Raw genomic sequence first — 19,374 nt, 5'->3', positions numbered from 1 at the left:
GCTCCTCTTATTTTTTGTGGCGGATCCGCGGATTAATGACACCGTAGAGTAAATCCACACACAGGTTAACCAGGATAATGAGAATAGCGATCAGCAGTACGCCGCCCTGAACCACCGGATAGTCACGGCGTTGCAGTGCATCAATCAGCCAGCGCCCGATACCGGGCCAGGAGAAAATAGTTTCTGTCAGAATTGCACCTGCCAGCATCACACCGACCTGTAAGCCGATTACTGTCACGACCGGTAACAATGCATTACGCAGCGCATGCACCACAATCACCCGCAGACGGCTCAGCCCTTTGGCGCGTGCGGTACGGATATAATCTTCACCCAGGACTTCCAGCATCGCGGAGCGCGTCATACGGACAATCACCGCCAGCGGAATAGTGCCGAGGACAATGGAAGGTAAGATAAGATGCATCACGGCATCTTTAAAATCCCCGTCTTCGCCCCAGATCAGGGTATCAATCAGCATAAATCCGGTGAGCGGCTGAGTGTCATCCAGGAAAACACTGTCGGCAAGCCTTCCGGATACCGGGGTAAGGTCAAGATTGACCGACACCAGCATGATAAGCATGATGCCCCACCAGAAAATCGGCATGGAATAGCCGGTCAGTGAAATCCCGATAACCGTATGATCAAACACCGAACCGCGTTTGACCGCCGCCAGCACACCTGCCGGAATGCCCACAGAGATGGCAAAAATCATTGCGCAGGTAGCAAGTTCCAGCGTGGCTTTAAAGCGGGGAACAAATTCATCCCACACCGGCTGGCGGCTCTTTAATGAGATACCAAGGTCGCCGTGCAGAACGCCATTGATGTAATGAAGATACTGTTTCCAGTAAGGTTGATCTAATCCGAGTGCCGCCATTAACTGTGCGTGACGCTCCGGAGAAATCCCGCGTTCACCCGCCATAATCGTGACCGGGTCGCCCGGGATCAGATGAACAAATATAAACGTCAGTAATGTGATACCGATAAATGTCGGTATAACCATCCCTACCCGTCGGAGGATAAATTGCAGCATACCCCTGATTCCCTTGTAATGCCCGCTGACAGCGCTCAGGTCATAAAGACCGGACGAAAGGGAGGACTTCCCCTTTATACTCACACCATGAATAATATTATTTTAATTATATGTTCTGCATCGACCGTACTATGCGGTGCGATACAGGGTTCGCCGCCCTTATAAAGACGGCGAACCGGAGACACTAATTACTGACTTATTATTTTTCGATTGAGACTTTATCAAAGTGATGTTTGCCCAGCGGATCAACCACATAGCCTTTCACTTCTTTGCGGACAGGCTCATACACTGTGGAGTGCGCAACAATCAGCGCCGGTTCCTGCTCTTTCATCACGACCTGAGCCTGCTCATACAGCTTGGCGCGCTCTTTCGGATCAGCGGTGGTACGCGCCGGCAGGATGATGTTTTCAAAGGATTGATCACACCATTTTGAGTAATTCGAACCCTGTTCTTTCGCGGCACAGCTGAAGAGTGTCGCGAAGAAGTTATCCGGATCCCCGTTGTCGCCTGTCCAGCCCATCATCACTGTCTGAGGTTCACCCGCTTTCGCGCGCTTGAGGTACTCACCCCACTCATAGGTTACGATTTTGGCTTTCACGCCGACTTTCGCCCAGTCAGCCTGGATCATCTCAGCCATACGACGCGCATTCGGGTTATACGGACGCTGAACCGGCATTGCCCACAGGTCAATTTCAAACCCGTTTTCCATTCCGGCTTCTTTCAGCAATGCTTTTGCTTTTTCAGGATCGTACGGATAGTCCTGTAAGTCTTTGTTATAGCCCCACATGGTTGGCGGAATCAGATTTTTCGCTTTCTGTCCTGCTCCCTGGTAAACCGCTTCGATAATAGCGTCTTTATTCACGGCCATGCTCAGCGCCTGGCGGACTTTGACATTATCCAGTGGTTTTTTCTCAACGTTATAAGAGAGATAGCCGACATTCAGCCCTGGCTGCTCTTTCAGTACAATGTTTTTATCCGCGCGCATGCGATCCAAATCAGCCGGGTTCGGGTACGGCATTACCTGACATTCATTTTTCTGCAATTTAGCATAGCGGACAGAGGCATCAGGCGTGATAGAGAACACCAGGCGATCCAGTTGCGGACGACCATTCCAGTAATCATCATTAGCTTTATACAGGATGCGGGAATCTTTCTGATACTGCTGCAACACAAACGGACCGGTGCCGACAGGATTCAGATCCACTTTTTCCGGTGTTCCGGCTTTCAGCATCTGATCCGCATATTCAGCAGAAAGAATGGAGGCAAAGTCCATTCCGAGGTTTGCCAGGAAAGGGGCTTCTGAGCGGCTCAGCTGAAAACGGACAGTGTTATCATCGACTTTCTCAATTTTTTCGATGATTTTATCCATATCCATGCCGCTGAAATATTCGTAACTGCCGCCGGACACTTTGTGATACGGATTCTCCGCATTTTTCTGACGATCAAACGTGAAAATCACATCATCAGCATTAAAATCACGGGTCGGCTTGAACTCTTTAGTGGTGTGGAATTTAACCCCTTTGCGCAGATGGAAAGTGTACGTTTTACCATCCGCACTCACGTCCCAGGTCTCTGCCAGACCCGGCTCCAGTTCTGTCGTTCCGGCTTTAAACTCGACCAGCCGGTTATAGAGCGGAACCGAGCTCGCATCATAGGTTGTTCCGGAGGTAAACAACTGCGGGTTAAACCCTTCCGGTGACCCTTCCGAACAGAAAACCAGCGTGCCTGCCGCGTTAACACTTGCCGACACTGCCAGTGCAATCAGTGTGACACTCAGCTTCATCAACCCTGTCTTACGTTTGGCGACTTTCATCATCGTTATCTCCGCCTGTCATTGTATGTTGTGTTTGTCTGCGGTCCGGTAAAGCAGTGCGTACCACAGATTTCAGTTTGATTATTATTTTTTTGACTCTTCACTAAATCAACTGTCACACAGGCAGTCAATACTATTGACTGTAGACCCCGACAACACATAAGGCACATAAACTAAACGGTTTTATAACAAAAACAGGTAAAATGTTTGAGTCAGCGCACATTAGCGCGCCAATTCATCCGGTTGATAAAAAAGGGGCAGAATAAACAACTGTTAAAAATTATACGATTTTTGTGACTGGATGCTTAATTACTATCCGATTATTTTGCCTGCTCCCCCTGAACCAGGGTTTTCCGTTGCCCGTTTCATTACACAGCGATACATAATCCGCACCTTATCTGCGTCAGCACGGTATTATCACGCAGCAAAAGTATGTGGCAGATAAAAAGGCCGGATAACATATTGCCGCGCACATCCCGGCAATATCCGGGAAACAGAAAAATACTCAGTAATTAAAACTGACAGAAACCCCGGCATACGCGGAAAAAGCAGCTACATTCTCTGCAGCTTTAAAAGGAATGCCGGTAAACAACTGGTAACTGACAGGTTTATAATGTCCTTTAATGCCGATTTCACTACCTGCCAGCCAGCGCGGAGAATAAGCCCTGCTTATAATATCCGTACCGGGTACGGCAATATCTGCCGCGATATAAAGGTTATGATAAGGCAGTGCCTGCTGCCATACCATTTCATTACGGCTGATGAATGCGCGTGGTGCATTAATACTATAATGGAACGGATAGCCACGAACAGAATTGCGATCACCTAATGACACATGATCCATTTGGTCTGTTTTATCGGCATTGATAATACCCCGCATGACACCTTCATAATAAAAAGCCTGTCCGGCGGCGCGAAAAGGAACCGTTATGGTGGTTTCTGCCATCAGTTGCCGGGTGGGTTTAATCGCCATGTGCGACAGAGGTAATGCGCCAAACTGGTTCAGTGAATGTTTATACTGAACCTGATACTGAAAGGTAAACGCAGGATGGTAATAACGATGATTCAGTGCAAGATCCCAGTACACAGAGCGACGCTCAGGCATTTTCAGCGGAGTACCCGCGAGTGTGATGCTGCGCGTCACTGCAGATATCCCGCTGCTGAGCGTCATATCATGTATTGGCGTCAGAAGCAGTTTGCGGCCGATGCTGAGATCCAGCATTTTGCTGCGGGTAAAATAATCCAGAGAGTCGTTTAACACCGGATATTGCTGTTTCTGTTCGCTGTAACTGCCACCTGCCGTAAATTCCCAGTACTGATACGGCACCCGGTATTGAGCATAGACAAACTTTGTTCCGGTCGCATGACGCCGGTCCAAATCCCGCAGGGTATAGACAAACAGGCGATCATATAACTGAAGTGGATTTTCAATATTGAGCCGGTTATTGATCTGTCTGCTGCCGGTTGACCGGTTTCCATGATTATTTATTTCAAGTGAGCCGCTCACACTGCGTTTTTTCTGCCCGGAAATCATAATAACAGAGCTGCCGGGCTTATCCGGATCAGGTTCAACCGCTGCCCGCACACCCAACCCCGCTACCTGATTCAGATGATTCATTCCCAGTTCAGTATCACGGATATTCAGTTGCCTGTCTGCTCTCTGCGGAAAAACCAACCCCATCGCAAAACGGGACTGCCCGCTATCTTTATCACGGTAGCCACTCAGATAACCGGGCTTATATTGCAGAGTCAGTATCCCGTCACTGACATTTTGTGGCGGTACACCGACCAGGGCGGTAATAAAACCCGCCTGATGGATCCCTGATTCCAGGCTCATGATGGCTTCCGCCATCTGCTCTGATGTCAGACACGTCCCGGTGACCTTATGCTCAAATTCATCTGCCAGATGGGACGGTATTATTAATTCACGCTGCTCAATAACCACCGCTGAAAGTGTGGCGCAAGGTTCTGCTGAAGGTATAGATGGGCTATTTTCCGTGCTCCACGCACAAGTGCTGACTGCTATCACAATAGCAGCAGCTGTTATCTTTATCATGTGTCAGTCCGCTTGACGATATATCCATTTTGAACAGGTAGTTAAGCGGAAACAGAAGAACGGTGATATCAAAAAACACCGTAATTTTACGGGAGATAATAAGGCAGAAGGATAAAAAGAACAGCGCCGGGAACCGGAAAGCAAAAAGCCCTGCCATAAGGCAGGGCTTTTCTTGAATATGGTCGGCGAGATAGGATTCGAACCTACGACCCACTGGTCCCAAACCAGTTGCGCTACCAAGCTGCGCTACTCGCCGAAGCGGGAGGGATATTACTGCCGGAAAGATAAAACGTCAAGGTAAGAAACCAAAAATATTCGCTTTCCGGCGCTTTATTTTCACTTTGCCGTTTTATTATCCAAATTGATGTTTTTAATCTGCTTATTCGTAAAATATATGTTTTTTATTTGCTATCAGAATGCGTAAAACTGACAAAAAATGACCACGGATTTATATCGGACATTTGTTACTTCATTTATGGTATTCGTGTTTTTACTCATCAATCAGAACCAGGGAAAGGTTATGCCAAACATGTTTAAACTCTCAGTTATCAGCAGTACACTTTTAATCAGCCAGTTCGCGCTGGCAGCACCTGATAATAGCATTATTGTTAATCAGGCGTCTGCGGATGAAACCAAAGTCGTTACTCAGAACAATCAAACCACTATTGATATTGCACCGGCAAATAATCACGGTGTTTCTTATAACAGCTATGACGCATTTAATGTTGATAAGAAAGGGCTGACATTTAATAATCAGACAGCGGATGCCGGAATGATTATTAATGAAGTTGTATCAGATCAAAAATCATTCCTGAACGGCAATATGTCTGTTGACGGGAAAAAAGCGCATCTTGTTATTGCCAATCCTAACGGAATTTCCTGTAACGGTTGTGGCATTACCGGTGCAAAACAATTAACACTGACAGCCGGAAAAATTGCGTTATCTCAGGATGGTGCATTACTGGGTTATTATGATAACAGCGGTAGCATTCGCATTAATAATACAGATGGAAATTCATTTTCTTCCGTGAATAAACTCAATATTATTGCTGAAAACATCACTATTCGTAACAGCCAAATTAAAACAGCTGACCTGACGACCTTTGCCGGTCATGAGTTAGTGAAATTTACACCGGGAACTGTCCGGGGGCTGGAAGCAATACCAGGCAAAGACAGTGCAGAAAAAAAGTAAATTATCCATCAGTAAGAATAGCCGTATTAACGCTGATAACATGTATGTCAGTGCAAATAACGCAGTAATAAAAAAATCATGGACAAATTGAAGTTGGTCCGGTTGGTGATGCGAAGACACAAAAATACATGAACAGCCACCTGACGATGGATTTAGTCAATTCTGAGTTAACAAATGGCAGCAATGGTAATATACATGCAGCCGCTGCAAATTCAATCCTGGAAAATAGTGCTATTACGAATAATGGTACTTTTAAAATTGATAACACGCATAAAATAATGGCAATAGGGAATGCTGTTATTAATAACAAGAGTAATATGTCATCAGACATGACAGATGTTACCGGATTACAGAATGTAGTATCCGGTGTCGGAATTAATAACTCTGGTAATCTGTCGGGCAGTTTATCCGTGAAAGCAAACACCATTGCACTGAATAATAAAAAAATATCTGGAAGCACTGGATATATCAACCAACAGTAATGTTCTTGCCTATATTAATAATGGTGAGATCATGAATGAAACAGCAAAATTTAAGGCTTATGAGCTTTATCATTCCGGTAACGGGAAAATCACATCACGACCTGTATTTGAAGCTGAGATAAAAAATCCACTTTAGTAAAAATAAAGCCCGGTACTGTCATCAGACAGACCGGGCTTTTTATCTTAATTACAAATTACTTATTACTGTAACAGCGAAATATCCGCTACTTCCAGGAACAGATTACGTAATTCATTTAATAAGGTCAGACGGTTACGGCGGATATTATCATCCTTATCCATCACCATCACACTATCAAAGAACGCATCCACAGCTTCACGCAAGGATGCCAGCTCAGTCAGTGCTTCCTGATATTTACCTTCAGCATACAGCGGTGTCAGCTGTGCTTTCAGATCAATAACATATGCAGCCAGTCTGATTTCTTCCGGAGCATTAAGCAGAGATGCCTGAACAGCATCATTGAGTGCATCATCACTTTTGGACAGAATATTAGACACACGTTTGTTTGCTGCCGCCAGTGCCGCCGCCTCTTCCAGAGAACGGAAGTGAGTGACCGCTTTCATGCGGGCATCAAAGTCCGCCGGACGGGTAGGACGACGCGCCAGGACAGCCTGGATAGTATCAATCGCATAACCCTGCTCCTGATACCATGCGCGGAAACGGCCTAACATAAAGTCAGTGACATCCGTGACCACATTCTTATTGGTCAGTTTATCGCCGTACAAACGAACCGCTTCCTGTGTCAGCGTATCGAGGTCAAGGTTATACCCTTTCTCAACAATAATACGCAGCACGCCCAACGCAGCACGGCGCAGAGCAAACGGGTCTTTATCCCCTTTAGGATGCTGACCAATACCGAAGATCCCCGCGAGGGTATCCATTTTCTCGGCAATCGCCAGCGCAGCGGAAACCGGTGTGGACGGCAGAGTATCACCGGCATAGCGCGGCTGATACTGCTCTTTCAGCGCCAGAGCCACATCCTCAGATTCACCGTCGTGACGCGCATAGTGCATACCCATCACACCTTGCGTGTCAGTGAATTCAAAGACCATGTTGGTCAGCAGGTCACATTTTGCCAGCAGGCCCGCACGGGTCGCATGATTAACATCTGCGCCAATCTGACCGGCAATCCAGCCGGCAAGGGCTTCCAGACGATCTGTTTTATCACGCAGAGTACCAAGCTGCTGCTGAAACAATACAGTGCTCAGACGCGGCAGATTATCTTCGAGGCGTTTTTTGCAGTCAGTTTTAAAGAAGAATTCCGCATCCGCCAGACGCGGGCGAACCACTTTTTCATTACCGGAAATAATCTGTATCGGATCAGAGGATTCGATATTGGCGACAAAAATAAAGTTCGGCATCAGTTTGCCGTTTTTGTCATACACCGGGAAATATTTCTGGTCACCTTTCATGGTGTAAACCAATGCTTCTGAAGGAACCGCCAGGAATTTCTCTTCAAATTTTGCCGTCAGAACAACCGGCCATTCCACCAGCGAGGTCACTTCTTCCAGTAAACTGTCTGTCAGATCAGCCACACCGCCAAGCGCCTGTGCCGCTTTTTCAGCATCACGCTTAATAATGGCTTTACGGGCATCGTAATCCGCCATCACTTTACCGCGGGTTTCCAGCAACGCCGGATATTCATCCGCGTGAGCAATCGTAAATTCCGGCTCACCCATAAAACGGTGACCACGGATAGTACGGTCAGATTTAATCCCCAGTACTTCGCCCGGGATAATATCCGCGCCCATCAGCATTGTGACTGTATGAACCGGACGCACAAAATGCGTATCTTTATCACCCCAGCGCATCAGTTTCGGGATAGGTAGTTTTGCCAGCGCGCGACTGACCATATCAGCCAGTAATTCTTTTGCGTTATTCCCTTTTTCCACAGCACGGTAAAGTAACCATTCGCCTTTATCCGTGACCATGCGCTCTGCCTGTTCGACAGTAATACCACAACCGCGCGCCCAGCCTTCAGCCGCTTTGGTTGGTTTACCATCCGCATCAAATGCCTGCGCAACGGCAGGACCGCGTTTTTCAACTTCACGGTCAGCTGCTGAATCCGCTAATGCAGCAATTTTTACCGCTAAGCGACGTGGTGCGGCATACCATGCCACATCACCGTGTGTCAGATTGGCGGCGGCCAGTTCAGATGTTAAATTCGCTGCAAATGACTCAGCAAGAGAACGAAGCGCCTTCGGCGGTAACTCTTCGGTGCCGATTTCCACCAGGAAAGTCTGTTGTGTCATGACGGCCTCTCAGTTCTTTTTACACATCGGAAAGCCCATTGCCTCACGGGAGGCGTAATAAGCTTCTGCAACGGATTTGGTCAGAGTACGGATACGCAGGATATAACGCTGACGTTCAGTCACCGAAATCGCTTTTCGCGCATCAAGCAGGTTGAAAGAGTGAGCGGCTTTCAGAATACGTTCGTAAGCCGGTAACGGCAGCGGTGTTTCCAGCGCTAACAACGACAGTGCTTCTTTTTCATACTGTTCAAAACAGGTGAATAAGAAATCCACATCCGCGTATTCAAAGTTATAAGTGGATTGCTCAACTTCATTCTGGTGATAGATATCGCCATACGTGGTTTTACCCAGCGGTCCATCGCACCAGACCAGGTCATAGACACTGTCCACGCCCTGAATGTACATCGCAAGCCGTTCCAGACCATAAGTGACTTCACCGGTAACCGGTTTGCACTCCAGTCCGCCGACCTGCTGGAAATACGTAAACTGAGTCACTTCCATTCCGTTCAGCCAGACTTCCCAGCCTAATCCCCAGGCACCCAGCGTCGGGTTTTCCCAGTTATCTTCAACGAAACGGATATCATGAACCGTCGGGTCAATACCCAGCTCTTTCAGCGAGCCAAGGTAAAGTTCCTGGATATTATCCGGAGACGGTTTGATAATGACCTGAAACTGATAATAGTGTTGCAGGCGATTCGGGTTTTCCCCGTAACGGCCATCCGTCGGACGACGGGATGGCTGAACATAGGCTGCCGCAATTGGCTCCGGCCCTAAGGCTCTTAAGCACGTCATCGGGTGTGAAGTGCCAGCGCCGACTTCCATGTCCAGTGGTTGAACAATGGTACAGCCCTGACGCGCCCAGTAATCCTGTAATGTCAGGATAAGCCCCTGGAAGGTTTTGGTATCAAACTTTTGCATGTTAGATCCGCACGCGAGAGAGTTAATAAAAGTCATTCAGTATACCCTTTGACCGCCTGACGGGACAGCGCTTACCCGATCATTTTTCCGCACAAGAGGAAAAAAGAGTAAACACCTTATTTACATGTATGCATATACAGTATAAGTTACAGAAAAGCCTCTCTCCACCGGAGAAAATAAATGACACTCTCTGCCGCTTCACTGGTGCGTTGCGCCTGGGTCACTGATGATCCGCTCTATATTCATTATCACGACAATGAATGGGGCGTACCGGAACGGGATAATCACAAATTATTTGAAATGATCTGTCTTGAAGGCCAGCAGGCGGGGCTTTCCTGGCTGATTATTCTGAAAAAACGGGAAAATTACCGGCAGGCCTTTTTTAATTTCGATCCGGTAAAGGTCGCCGCAATGACTGAAGATGATGTGGACAGACTGATGCAAAATCCCGGTATAGTCCGTCATCGCATAAAAATTAAAGCCATTATCAGCAATGCGGCAGCCTATCTGGCTATGGCGGAAAAAGGGGAAGATTTCAGCCGGTTTGTGTGGAATTTTGTCGATAATACACCGCTCGTCAATCAGCACACTGACAGCAGCAGTATTCCGACAGATACTCCGCTCTCACACTCTTTGGCTAAGGCACTGAAGAAACGGGGATTTAAATTTTGCGGACCTGTTATTTGCTACTCTTTTATGCAGGCCATCGGCATGATTGATGATCATCTCCCGCACTGCTGCAACCGCCATTAAAAAAAATGCCCCTGTTGTGTGGTAAGAACACAAAGGGGCAAAAAGTATAACGAGGACTTTGGGTCTGTTAATTTACACAATTACTAAATATGCATCACAAGGCTTATGTGGTTCATATCGTCAACTAACAATACCTATTTTACCCGGTGCTGCGATATACAATGCCGTTGGTATACCTTATTTTATCAATGTATTAACGCCAATGAACTTCACTTATTAACAAATAAATGAATACTTTCTTACAGACATATACCCAACGTCATTCAAGATGCAGGCAGGCGGCAAGGGAAGACAGACGGGGAGCATAGATAAACTATGTGACCCGGCTGGCTGAGCGAAGCCAACGAACCTGCAGTTTGAATGAATAAGGATATATTTCATAAAATATAATTATCAGGTCAACTAACCTTGTATAAATACGGCAATAAAAAAACAAAGACTTCTCAGTGCGATCTATTTATGGAATAGTACGCCGGTGTGGTAGGGAAGCATCACTACCATCAGCTATACTCTAAATAATTCGGGATGCCTGTAGGCGACAAGCGAAGATAGACGGGGAGCATAGGTCAACTATGTGACCCGGCGGGCTTTGCGTAGTCAACGACCAGGCATTCTGAAGTATGACGAGTATATACAGGGATATATAATGACACGTACCTATATACATAACTGCATAATAGTAAGCGGGTTACTGAGCTTAAGCACGGCACTCAGCGGCTGCTCAAGCATCATGACCCGGACCGGTCCTACTGAGGGCTACTATGCAGGAACAAAAAACAGTATTGCGATGTTGCAGGATGACGAAACCGGCTGGGTGATGAAACCCGTCATCGCCATCGATTTACCTCTTTCGGCTGCGCTGGATACACTTCTCGCCCCGGTCGATTATGCGCTGGAAGGTAAAGATAACAGCCTGACGTCCCCGGCTGCGCGGGTAAAACAACTTGAAGCCGAAAAAACAGCACAACATCAGCCCGACGCTCAGCCGGTGCAGGATTAAAACAGCCCGGGGTTGTCAGAGATAAATATAATATTCTGCCACCGGGCCCTGATACTGTACCGGTTACAGCACCCCGGTATCTGCCACCCAGATTTGCTGCCAGCCATCAGTGTTTCGCAAAAAAGCCACCTGCCGGTTATCCGGGGAAAACACGACCGCATCACCTGAAATCCGCGCCTCTGAATGTGCTGTAATTGCCCGGCACACTCCTGTTTCAACACAGCACACCACCACCTGCCCCTGCCGGATAAAAGTCAGATACTCTCCGTTGCAGTCCCAGTTGAAAGCCGATTCAATACCCTCTGCCCCGGAGGTTATCTGATGCATGTCGCCGCCATCAGGAGAGAGTGTCCAGAGCTGAGCAATACCCTGCCCGTCCTGCATCAGAAACGCGATTTTATCGCCCTGCGGCGAACTGCGCAGCCAGAACCGCGGGCGCTTTGCCAGCCCGGGATATACACGGTCATGAGTAAATGTCAGGCGGGTCTGAGTCACACCTGCCGGTGGTGCAGGCATTGCATGCTCTGTACCCTCAAGAGGAGACGCTCCGGGCTTTGCATAATCCCCGGCGGACTCAGGCAGATCAAGGCGGAAAATTTCCGGAATAATATCGCCATTATCAGCCCGCGTATCGCCGATAAACGCGATAGCCCGGCGCTGATGTGTACCATCGGGCTTTATATATCCGTTCTTACCAATCCAGCCCTCTTCATACGCCCGGCTGATATCATCGCTGCCTGGTAAAGGAGCCGGAGTGGTCTTTGATACCACACAGCAGAAAAATTCACCGTTATATTCACGCGGATGATGTCCGGCAACCGTCACCGGATGCAGCGGAACGGCGACGGCCACATTGCGTAAATCCAGTGCAGGATCCCTTTCATACAAAACATGGTCGTTATACGTAAAACTGAGCCATTCTCCGTCCGGACTGAACATATGAACGTGCGTTCCGCCCCGCAGCGCCCCCGGCTGATATGGCGGGGTAATACAGAAAGCATCAATGTTATGTACGGTGCCGGGTGCATCATCATTAACAATAACGCCCTGCCGGTGATGAAAATCGTAGTGCCACTGCGTATCCGGATGCTGCGGTCCGCGAATAAACGCGTAACGTACCGGTAATTGCGGGCTGACAGTCACAACACCCACATGAGCATCCGCCGTTCCCCGGTAAATTTCAGTGATTTTTTTTGTTTTTACATGAATTTTTTCTATCGTTTCACCGGTAAAAGAAGCCCCTTCCGGGCGGACATCATAAACCAGCCATTGGCTATCCGGCGTCCATACATTACTATTAGTAAGCTGATGATTACGGGGTGTTGTTGTTATCTGATATTCATTCATTAGGGTGATACTCTCTTCTTATACCATCAGTTCGGATAACTACAGGTAATCCGAATGTGTCAGACTAAAAAAACTCAGTCGAGACTTCCGGCTGCACTGACTATGCTAACCTTCCGATAACCCGGCAATGATAAAATTATGTTACTCAGTATCCTGTACATTATTGGTATTACCGCTGAAGCAATGACCGGCGCACTCGCCGCAGGCCGCCGTAAAATGGATGTTTTCGGTGTTATTATTATCGCCTCCGCGACCGCTATCGGCGGTGGCTCTGTACGCGATATGCTGCTGGGTCACTACCCGTTGGGCTGGGTTAAACATCCCGAATACATTATTACGGTTGCCTGTGCTGCCGTCATTACTATCTGGGTCGCACCGATGATGAAACATCTGCGTCGTCTTTTTCTGATCCTCGATGCCATCGGTCTGATGGTATTCTCTATTATCGGCGCACAGATAGCACTCGACATGAATTACGGTCCCGTTATTGCTGCTATTGCTGCGGTTATCACCGGGGTATTCGGCGGTGTACTGCGCGATATGCTCTGTAATACGATCCCCCTGGTTTTCCAGAAAGAATTATATGCCGGTATTTCATTTGGTGCGGCATGGCTCTATATGGGATTGCTGTTTTATACTCCGCTGCCCCGTGATGCGGTCATTATTATCACCCTGGTCGCCGGGCTCAGTTCCCGCTTAATCGCTATCCGCTACCGCCTGGGGCTGCCGGTCTTTAATTATGAGAATCAGGATTAGCGCCGGTAAATCCGTCCACACCCTGTAATTGTAATGACGCAACCACACCTTCCGCTTCCAGCGCCTGTGCATAGTGGTTGCGTTCGGTCTTCAGCCGGTTTTCCTGTCTGAACAGCGACCAGTCAGCCGGTAACGGGCTCTTTCCCGGCACACCCAGCGCATTTATCCAGACAGAAAATGACTTCTGTCGTGCCGCATTACCCTGCCGGTAAAAATTCACGCCTCTCACTTTGCCTAACGCGGCTTTAAGCTGATCTTCGTCCAGTAACATCCAATCCAGCAGACCGGAAAAGGTATAGTGATCCGCCAGTTTTCCCCAGTTGCGGACACCCGTTCCGGTCATTCCGAGCTGCTTTCCCAGCCAATTCAGGCGGGCCAGGTACTGCTGACGACACAGCGGAGTATATGTCAGACAGCTTGTACGGTGAAAATCCGCTTTACCGGGTACATTCAGTTCCGGTGGTGTTTCTGTTTTCCGGATAACCTCCCGCACTTTCGGGATACCCTGTCCTTGCAATCCCACCACAATCAAATCTCCCGGATGAATGCGCTGTTTCATCCAGACCGCAAGCGACCCCATAGCTACCCGCTTAATTGTTTTCCCGTCAATAATAACCGGCTCAACAGAGAGTAATACCGTGATCCGCCCTGTCCGCCCGACCGGAAACTGTACATGCCGAACTTCGGTAACTGCCGTTTGTACCGGGTATTTCCATGCCAGTGACCAGTGGTTATGCCCCGTCTGCCAGCGGGAAGTGTCCTGCGGGGGCATTTGCTTGAGAACAATACCGTCACCGGCAAACGGCAGCGGCTGGCGATACCAGGCTTCCCGCTGCTCTGCGGCACTTTCCGCGCCACTAACCGGCTTTGTATATTGTGCGGTCAGCGGAAATCCCCATTCTGTCAGGGTATTCAGATAGTGCTGCATATCTGTTGTACCCCCCGGCCATGCCCAGATAAAGACATCCAGCGCCCGTAGTTGTTCGTCATTTGCCTGCCTCATCAGCAGACCGGCAGTGACTGAGCGGAGATTTTTCCCGCCGTCACGGGACTGCACATGACCTTCCCGGCGCAGAAAAATTTCCCCCTGCAAAATAACATCTGTAAGTTCTGTTGTAATTTCCTGCGGGATTGCAGGGATATGCAGAGCTTTCTCTGTCCAGTCAAGACCGTGACGCCCGTCTCCGCGGCTTATCATATGAGTCAGCTTTCCGTGGCTGTACACCAGGGATACCGCCACACCATCTACTTTAGGCTGGACCCAGACATTTTTCCGGTGACGCAACCATTGTTCAACCGCGTTATCTGATGCCGCTTTACGCACGCCGCTATGTACCACCGGGTGCTTCAGGTTGTAGCGTACTGAAGACGGCAATCTTACCGGGGTCTGCTGTCCGTAACACTGCTCAAGCGTAACCAGCCTTGCCCGCATCTGATCATACGTCTCATCACTGACCTCACTTACCCCTTGTGTATAATAACGTTTATCCCAGTGAGCCAGTTGTTTACGTAGTTCGGCCACTTCTGTTTCCGCCTGTACCACCGGGTGTGGCGGGCATCCGGACTGTGCTTTCACCCCGGCAAACGCTGCTACCGCACAGAATAATCCGCCGGATAAGATACCCGTGATAAAAATGCGTTTTATAAATAATAATTTCATCCTGAACATTATATTACTCCCTGTCCGCCTGAATTCAGGACATTACACAGCCACAGACTCTCTGCCCAGAGCCACTGAATTGTTTTTCCTGTTGTGCCGCACTGTCATGTAAATAAAGGAGCAATACGTACATTTTTTTTCGATACGGGCGGAAAAAGCGTAAACACCGGTTCATCTGAACGCAAAAGTAAGAAATTTTCAGCGGATAATCACCGGAACGCTGCATGTCGCTTCGGGTGCGTGTATACTATATGTGGGGATTTATTTCCTCATGGCTTTTTCAACCTCCAATCAGACAAGACATCAACATGACCCAAGGTACGTTATATATTGTCTCTGCGCCGAGTGGTGCGGGAAAATCAAGTCTTATTCAGGCGTTACTGAAAACACAGCCTTTGTATGACACCCAGGTTTCTGTTTCGCACACAACCCGTGGTATCCGCCCGGGCGAAGCGCACGGCGAGCATTATTTCTTCACAACCGAAGACGAATTCAAAAGCATGATCGGTAATGGTGAGTTTCTCGAACATGCCTGTGTATTTGGTAATTATTACGGTACGGCCCGTAAAACAGTTGAAGATATACTAAACTCCGGTGTTGATGTTTTTCTTGATATTGACTGGCAGGGAGCCCGCCAGATCCGGGAACAAATGCCGGCAGCACGCAGTATTTTTATTCTGCCGCCGTCCCGTGATGAGTTGCTGCGCCGTCTGCGCGGCCGTGGTCAGGATAGTGATGAAATCATTGCCGGACGCATGGCGCAGGCTGTGAATGAAATGCAGCACTATGGCGAGTACGATTATCTGATTGTGAACGATGATTTCAATGTCGCACTGACTGATCTGCAAACGATCATCCGCGCTGAACGTCTGCGTTCAGGTCGTCAGGTTCAGCGACATGATGCTTTAATCGCCAAATTATTGGCACAGTGATACAACTTTCAGTATCATGCCGAGTCATTTATTTATCTGTGGAGTAGTACACTTATGGCACGCGTAACAGTCCAGGACGCAGTAGAAAAAATTGGTAACCGTTTTGACCTCGTATTAGTGGCTGCACGCCGTGCGCGTCAGTTACAGACCGGCGGAAAAGAGCCGCTGGTTCCGGAAGAAAATGATAAAGTCACCGTGATCGCCCTGCGCGAAATCGAAGAGAGCCTGATCAACGCACAGATCCTTGATGCTCGTGAGCGCCAGGAACAACAGGAGCAGGATGCTGCTGAAATGCAGGCAGTCTCTGCTATCGCCGAAGGACGTCGTTAAGTTAAGGTAGGTCTGCCTTGTACCTGTTTGAAAGCCTGAATCATATTGTAACGGACTACCTGCCCTCTGAGCAGATTGCGCTGTTAAAACAAGCCTTTGTCGTTGCGCGGGATGCTCACGAAGGGCAGACCCGCTCCAGTGGTGAGCCGTATATTACTCACCCGGTTGCTGTCGCCTGTATCCTGGCTGAGATGCGTCTCGACCTCGAAACACTGATGGCGGCACTGCTGCACGACGTTATCGAAGATACACCTGCAACATTTCAGGATATCGAACAACTGTTCGGCACAACGGTTGCCGGGCTGGTGGAGGGAGTCTCAAAGTTAGATAAACTGAACTTCCGCGATAAAAAAGAAGCTCAGGCTGAAAACTTCCGCAAGATGGTAATGGCGATGGTAAAAGACATCCGCGTCATCCTCATCAAGCTGGCAGACCGCACGCACAATATGCGCACGCTCGGTTCCCTGCGACCCGATAAGCGCCGCCGCATTGCGAGCGAAACCCTTGAAATCTACAGTCCTCTGGCTCACCGTCTCGGTATTCACCATATCAAGACGGAGCTTGAGGAGCTGGGATTCGAAGCACTTTATCCAAACCGCTACCGTGTCATCAAAGAAGTGGTAAAAGCCGCCCGCGGCAACCGCAAGGAGATGATCCAGAAGATTTTATCTGAAATCGAGGGACGTCTGACAGAAGCGGGAATTTCATGCCGGGTCAGCGGACGGGAGAAACATCTCTACTCTATTTACCGTAAAATGCACCTGAAAGAGCAGCGTTTTCACTCCATCATGGATATTTACGCCTTCCGCGTTATCGTGAACAGCGTGGATACCTGCTACCGCGTGCTGGGTCAGGCTCACAGCCTGTATAAACCCCGCCCGGGACGGGTCAAAGATTATATCGCTATCCCCAAAGCTAACGGCTATCAATCCTTACATACTTCTCTGATAGGTCCTCACGGCGTACCCGTGGAAGTTCAGATCCGGACAGAAGATATGGATCAGATGGCGGAAATGGGGGTGGCTGCCCACTGGGCATATAAAGCACAGGGTGAAGCCGGCACTACCGCACAGGTACGTGCGCACCGCTGGATGCAAAGCCTGATCGAATTACAGCAGAGTACCGGTAATACCTTTGAATTTATTGAAAGTGTTAAATCGGATCTCTTCCCGGATGAGATTTACGTCTTCACTCCGGAAGGACGCATTGTCGAACTGCCGACCGGCTCCACGCCTGTCGATTTCGCCTATGCTGTACATACCGACATAGGGCACTCCTGTGTCGGGGCGCGTGTTGACCGCCAGCCATACCCGCTGTCTCAGCAATTAACCAGCGGACAAACTGTTGAGATTATTACCGCACCCGGTGCGCGTCCGAATGCGGCGTGGCTGAACTTTGTCGTCAGTTCCAAAGCCCGTGCGAAAATCCGCCAGTTGCTGAAAAATCTCAAGCGGGATGATTCTGTTAACCTCGGTCGCCGCCTGCTGAATCATGCGCTTGGTAACGGACGAAAACTCACTGATGTGCCGCAGGAAAATATCACCCGCGAACTGGTGCGTATGAAACTTGCGACGGTGGATGACCTGCTGGCCGAAGTCGGACTGGGCAACACCATGAGTGTGGTTGTCGCCCGTAACCTGCTGAATGAACCAAACGCAAATACAGATGAGAACACACCGCGCAAACTGCCGATTAAAGGCGCGGATGGTGTGCTTATTACCTTTGCAAAATGCTGCCGTCCCGTCCCGGGTGATCCGATCATTGCCCATATCAGTCCCGGAAAAGGACTGGTTATTCACCATGAATCCTGCCGCAATATCCGCGGATATGAAAAAGAGCCTGAAAAATTCATGGCTGTTGAGTGGGACAGTGATATTGACACTGATTTTATTGCTGAAATTAAAGTGGATATGTTTAACCACCAGGGCGCACTGGCGAATCTGACAGCAGCGATTAATGATGCGAACTCAAGTATTCAGAGCATGAATACAGAAGAGAAAGATGGCCGCGTATACTGCGCCTTTATCCGGCTGACAGCAAAAGACCGTATCCAGCTTGCGAATATTATGCGTAAGATCCGGATTATGCCGGATGTCCTGCGCGTCAGCCGCAACCGGAATTAAGCATGAATCCCCAACGTTATGAGCGCATCTGCCGGATGATGGCGATGCGCCAGCCAGACCTTACACTGTGCCTTGAAGAAGTTCATAAACCCCACAACGTCTCTGCGGTTATCCGCAGTGCCGATGCGGTCGGTATTCATGATTTACATGCCATCTGGCCGGAAAAAATCAGAACCCGGATCTCTTCGGCCGCCGGCAGTAACAGCTGGGTCAATGTCCATAACCACGCCACGCTCAATGATGCTGTCGGTATGCTGAAATCACAGGGGATGCAGATACTGGCAACCCATCTGTCTGACAGTGCGGTGGATTTTCGTACCGTCGATTTTACCCGGCCGACCTGCATTATCATGGGATCAGAAAAATACGGTATTTCACCGGATGCCATTAATATTGCCGATAAGCATATTATGATCCCGATGTCCGGTATGGTGCAGTCTCTGAATGTGTCCGTTGCTGCTGCCGTGATCCTGTATGAAGCCCAGCGTCAGCGTGAAGCCGCAGGTTTATATACCCATCCCCGCGGTGCATTACCGCAGGATGAACAGCAGCGCCTGCTCTTTGAGCGCGGTTATCCGGTTCTGGCTCAGGTTGCGCTTGAGAAAAAACTTCCCCGCCCGCAGATTGACGTGAACGGCCATATTATTGCGCCGGACAGTTGGTGGGCTTTGATGCAACAGAAAAAAACATCCGCCTCAAAACAATAAACGGAGC

Annotated in this window: 16 protein-coding genes and 1 tRNA gene; 9 read left to right on the top strand and 8 right to left on the bottom strand. The window is 48.9% G+C overall.

Annotated elements, in window-relative coordinates:
- Nucleotides 1-7: 7 nt before the first annotated feature.
- The 4 genes from dppB to AYY16_RS15815 all read right to left on the bottom strand — a co-directional run bounded on the left by dppB (nucleotide 8) and on the right by AYY16_RS15815 (nucleotide 5,152).
- The gene (gene dppB, locus AYY16_RS15835) at nucleotides 8-1,027 is read right to left on the bottom strand and encodes a dipeptide ABC transporter permease DppB (RefSeq protein WP_067368777.1); all 1,020 of its coding nucleotides are present in this window, start codon (nucleotides 1,025-1,027) and stop codon (nucleotides 8-10) included.
- Nucleotides 1,028-1,226: 199 nt separating this feature from the next.
- The gene (gene dppA / locus AYY16_RS15830; protein ID WP_067368933.1) at nucleotides 1,227-2,840 is read right to left on the bottom strand and encodes a dipeptide ABC transporter periplasmic-binding protein DppA; all 1,614 of its coding nucleotides are present in this window, start codon (nucleotides 2,838-2,840) and stop codon (nucleotides 1,227-1,229) included.
- Nucleotides 2,841-3,345: 505 nt separating this feature from the next.
- The gene (locus tag AYY16_RS15825; protein ID WP_082970772.1) at nucleotides 3,346-4,896 is read right to left on the bottom strand and encodes a ShlB/FhaC/HecB family hemolysin secretion/activation protein; all 1,551 of its coding nucleotides are present in this window, start codon (nucleotides 4,894-4,896) and stop codon (nucleotides 3,346-3,348) included.
- 179 nt (nucleotides 4,897-5,075) lie between these two features.
- A tRNA-Pro gene (locus AYY16_RS15815) sits at nucleotides 5,076-5,152 on the bottom strand.
- A gap of 264 nt (nucleotides 5,153-5,416) precedes the next feature.
- On the opposite strand from AYY16_RS15815, the gene AYY16_RS21225 reads away from it, so the two are divergent.
- Nucleotides 5,417-6,088 carry a two-partner secretion domain-containing protein gene (locus tag AYY16_RS21225; RefSeq protein ID WP_235846331.1) on the top strand — a complete coding sequence of 224 codons (672 nt, stop codon included), beginning with the start codon at nucleotides 5,417-5,419 and terminating at the stop codon, nucleotides 6,086-6,088.
- Nucleotides 6,089-6,216: 128 nt separating this feature from the next.
- Nucleotides 6,217-6,570, top strand: a complete 354-nt coding sequence (locus AYY16_RS21220) for a hypothetical protein (RefSeq protein WP_235846330.1) — start codon at nucleotides 6,217-6,219, stop codon at nucleotides 6,568-6,570.
- Nucleotides 6,571-6,771: 201 nt separating this feature from the next.
- Here the strand turns inward: AYY16_RS21220 and glyS are convergent, their stop codons facing one another.
- Nucleotides 6,772-8,841 (bottom strand): glycine--tRNA ligase subunit beta, encoded by a 2,070-nt coding sequence (glyS, locus tag AYY16_RS15805; protein ID WP_067368769.1) that lies wholly within the window; start codon nucleotides 8,839-8,841, stop codon nucleotides 6,772-6,774.
- A 9-nt stretch (nucleotides 8,842-8,850) separates the two neighbouring features.
- On the bottom strand, nucleotides 8,851-9,759 hold the full coding sequence (gene glyQ, locus AYY16_RS15800) for a glycine--tRNA ligase subunit alpha (RefSeq protein ID WP_067368766.1): 909 nt from the start codon (nucleotides 9,757-9,759) through the stop codon (nucleotides 8,851-8,853).
- 201 nt (nucleotides 9,760-9,960) lie between these two features.
- Here glyQ and AYY16_RS15795 point away from each other — a divergent pair, with 201 nt between their 5' ends.
- Both AYY16_RS15795 and AYY16_RS15790 read left to right on the top strand, forming a co-directional pair.
- Entirely contained in the window at nucleotides 9,961-10,512 is a 552-nt protein-coding gene (locus AYY16_RS15795) for a DNA-3-methyladenine glycosylase I (protein WP_190973109.1), read from the top strand.
- Nucleotides 10,513-11,158: 646 nt separating this feature from the next.
- A complete protein-coding gene (locus tag AYY16_RS15790; protein ID WP_067368761.1) occupies nucleotides 11,159-11,512 on the top strand; it encodes a YceK/YidQ family lipoprotein in 354 nt (117 codons plus the stop codon).
- Nucleotides 11,513-11,575: 63 nt separating this feature from the next.
- On the opposite strand, the gene AYY16_RS15785 is transcribed toward AYY16_RS15790, so the two are convergent.
- Nucleotides 11,576-12,859 carry a DUF3748 domain-containing protein gene (locus tag AYY16_RS15785; protein WP_067368759.1) on the bottom strand — a complete coding sequence of 428 codons (1,284 nt, stop codon included), beginning with the start codon at nucleotides 12,857-12,859 and terminating at the stop codon, nucleotides 11,576-11,578.
- Between the two features lie 138 nt (nucleotides 12,860-12,997).
- Between AYY16_RS15785 and AYY16_RS15780 the strand changes: the two genes are divergently transcribed.
- Nucleotides 12,998-13,615, top strand: a complete 618-nt coding sequence (locus AYY16_RS15780; RefSeq protein ID WP_067368756.1) for a trimeric intracellular cation channel family protein — start codon at nucleotides 12,998-13,000, stop codon at nucleotides 13,613-13,615.
- Here the strand turns inward: AYY16_RS15780 and ligB are convergent.
- A complete protein-coding gene (gene ligB / locus AYY16_RS15775) occupies nucleotides 13,593-15,284 on the bottom strand; it encodes an NAD-dependent DNA ligase LigB (protein ID WP_067368753.1) in 1,692 nt (563 codons plus the stop codon). The genes AYY16_RS15780 and ligB overlap by 23 nt on opposite strands.
- Before the next feature lie 299 nt (nucleotides 15,285-15,583).
- On the opposite strand from ligB, the gene gmk reads away from it, so the two are divergent.
- Genes gmk through trmH form a run of 4 tightly spaced genes read left to right on the top strand, consistent with a single transcriptional unit; the run spans nucleotide 15,584 to nucleotide 19,367 of the window.
- Nucleotides 15,584-16,207 (top strand): guanylate kinase, encoded by a 624-nt coding sequence (gene gmk, locus AYY16_RS15765; RefSeq protein WP_067368931.1) that lies wholly within the window; start codon nucleotides 15,584-15,586, stop codon nucleotides 16,205-16,207.
- A gap of 54 nt (nucleotides 16,208-16,261) precedes the next feature.
- Entirely contained in the window at nucleotides 16,262-16,537 is a 276-nt protein-coding gene (gene rpoZ, locus AYY16_RS15760; protein WP_067368747.1) for a DNA-directed RNA polymerase subunit omega, read from the top strand.
- Between the two features lie 17 nt (nucleotides 16,538-16,554).
- Complete coding sequence (gene spoT / locus AYY16_RS15755) at nucleotides 16,555-18,660, top strand: bifunctional GTP diphosphokinase/guanosine-3',5'-bis pyrophosphate 3'-pyrophosphohydrolase (protein WP_067368744.1); 2,106 nt, start codon at nucleotides 16,555-16,557, stop codon at nucleotides 18,658-18,660.
- A gap of 2 nt (nucleotides 18,661-18,662) precedes the next feature.
- A complete protein-coding gene (gene trmH / locus AYY16_RS15750; RefSeq protein ID WP_067368742.1) occupies nucleotides 18,663-19,367 on the top strand; it encodes a tRNA (guanosine(18)-2'-O)-methyltransferase TrmH in 705 nt (234 codons plus the stop codon).
- Nucleotides 19,368-19,374 lie beyond the last annotated feature (7 nt).

Origin of the sequence: Morganella psychrotolerans (assembly GCF_001676155.1) — a bacterium.
Taxonomy (GTDB): Bacteria; Pseudomonadota; Gammaproteobacteria; order Enterobacterales; family Enterobacteriaceae; genus Morganella; species Morganella psychrotolerans.
The sequence above is the reverse complement of the archived record's forward strand: the minus strand, read 5'-3'. Positions and strand labels throughout refer to the sequence as shown.

What these genes read in the sequence shown, in the direction of transcription:
- gmk (WP_067368931.1), top strand. Translation starts at nt 15,584, where the DNA reads ATGACCCAAGGTACGTTATATATTGTCTCTGCGCCGAGTGGTGCGGGA.
- glyS (WP_067368769.1), bottom strand. Translation starts at nt 8,841, where the DNA reads ATGACACAACAGACTTTCCTGGTGGAAATCGGCACCGAAGAGTTACCG.
- AYY16_RS15825 (WP_082970772.1), bottom strand. Translation starts at nt 4,896, where the DNA reads ATGATAAAGATAACAGCTGCTGCTATTGTGATAGCAGTCAGCACTTGT.
- ligB (WP_067368753.1), bottom strand. Translation starts at nt 15,284, where the DNA reads ATGTTCAGGATGAAATTATTATTTATAAAACGCATTTTTATCACGGGT.
- AYY16_RS21225 (WP_235846331.1), top strand. Translation starts at nt 5,417, where the DNA reads ATGCCAAACATGTTTAAACTCTCAGTTATCAGCAGTACACTTTTAATC.
- AYY16_RS15790 (WP_067368761.1), top strand. Translation starts at nt 11,159, where the DNA reads ATGACACGTACCTATATACATAACTGCATAATAGTAAGCGGGTTACTG.
- dppB (WP_067368777.1), bottom strand. Translation starts at nt 1,027, where the DNA reads ATGCTGCAATTTATCCTCCGACGGGTAGGGATGGTTATACCGACATTT.
- rpoZ (WP_067368747.1), top strand. Translation starts at nt 16,262, where the DNA reads ATGGCACGCGTAACAGTCCAGGACGCAGTAGAAAAAATTGGTAACCGT.
- dppA (WP_067368933.1), bottom strand. Translation starts at nt 2,840, where the DNA reads ATGAAAGTCGCCAAACGTAAGACAGGGTTGATGAAGCTGAGTGTCACA.
- glyQ (WP_067368766.1), bottom strand. Translation starts at nt 9,759, where the DNA reads ATGCAAAAGTTTGATACCAAAACCTTCCAGGGGCTTATCCTGACATTA.
- AYY16_RS15785 (WP_067368759.1), bottom strand. Translation starts at nt 12,859, where the DNA reads ATGAATGAATATCAGATAACAACAACACCCCGTAATCATCAGCTTACT.
- AYY16_RS21220 (WP_235846330.1), top strand. Translation starts at nt 6,217, where the DNA reads ATGAACAGCCACCTGACGATGGATTTAGTCAATTCTGAGTTAACAAAT.
- trmH (WP_067368742.1), top strand. Translation starts at nt 18,663, where the DNA reads ATGAATCCCCAACGTTATGAGCGCATCTGCCGGATGATGGCGATGCGC.
- AYY16_RS15780 (WP_067368756.1), top strand. Translation starts at nt 12,998, where the DNA reads ATGTTACTCAGTATCCTGTACATTATTGGTATTACCGCTGAAGCAATG.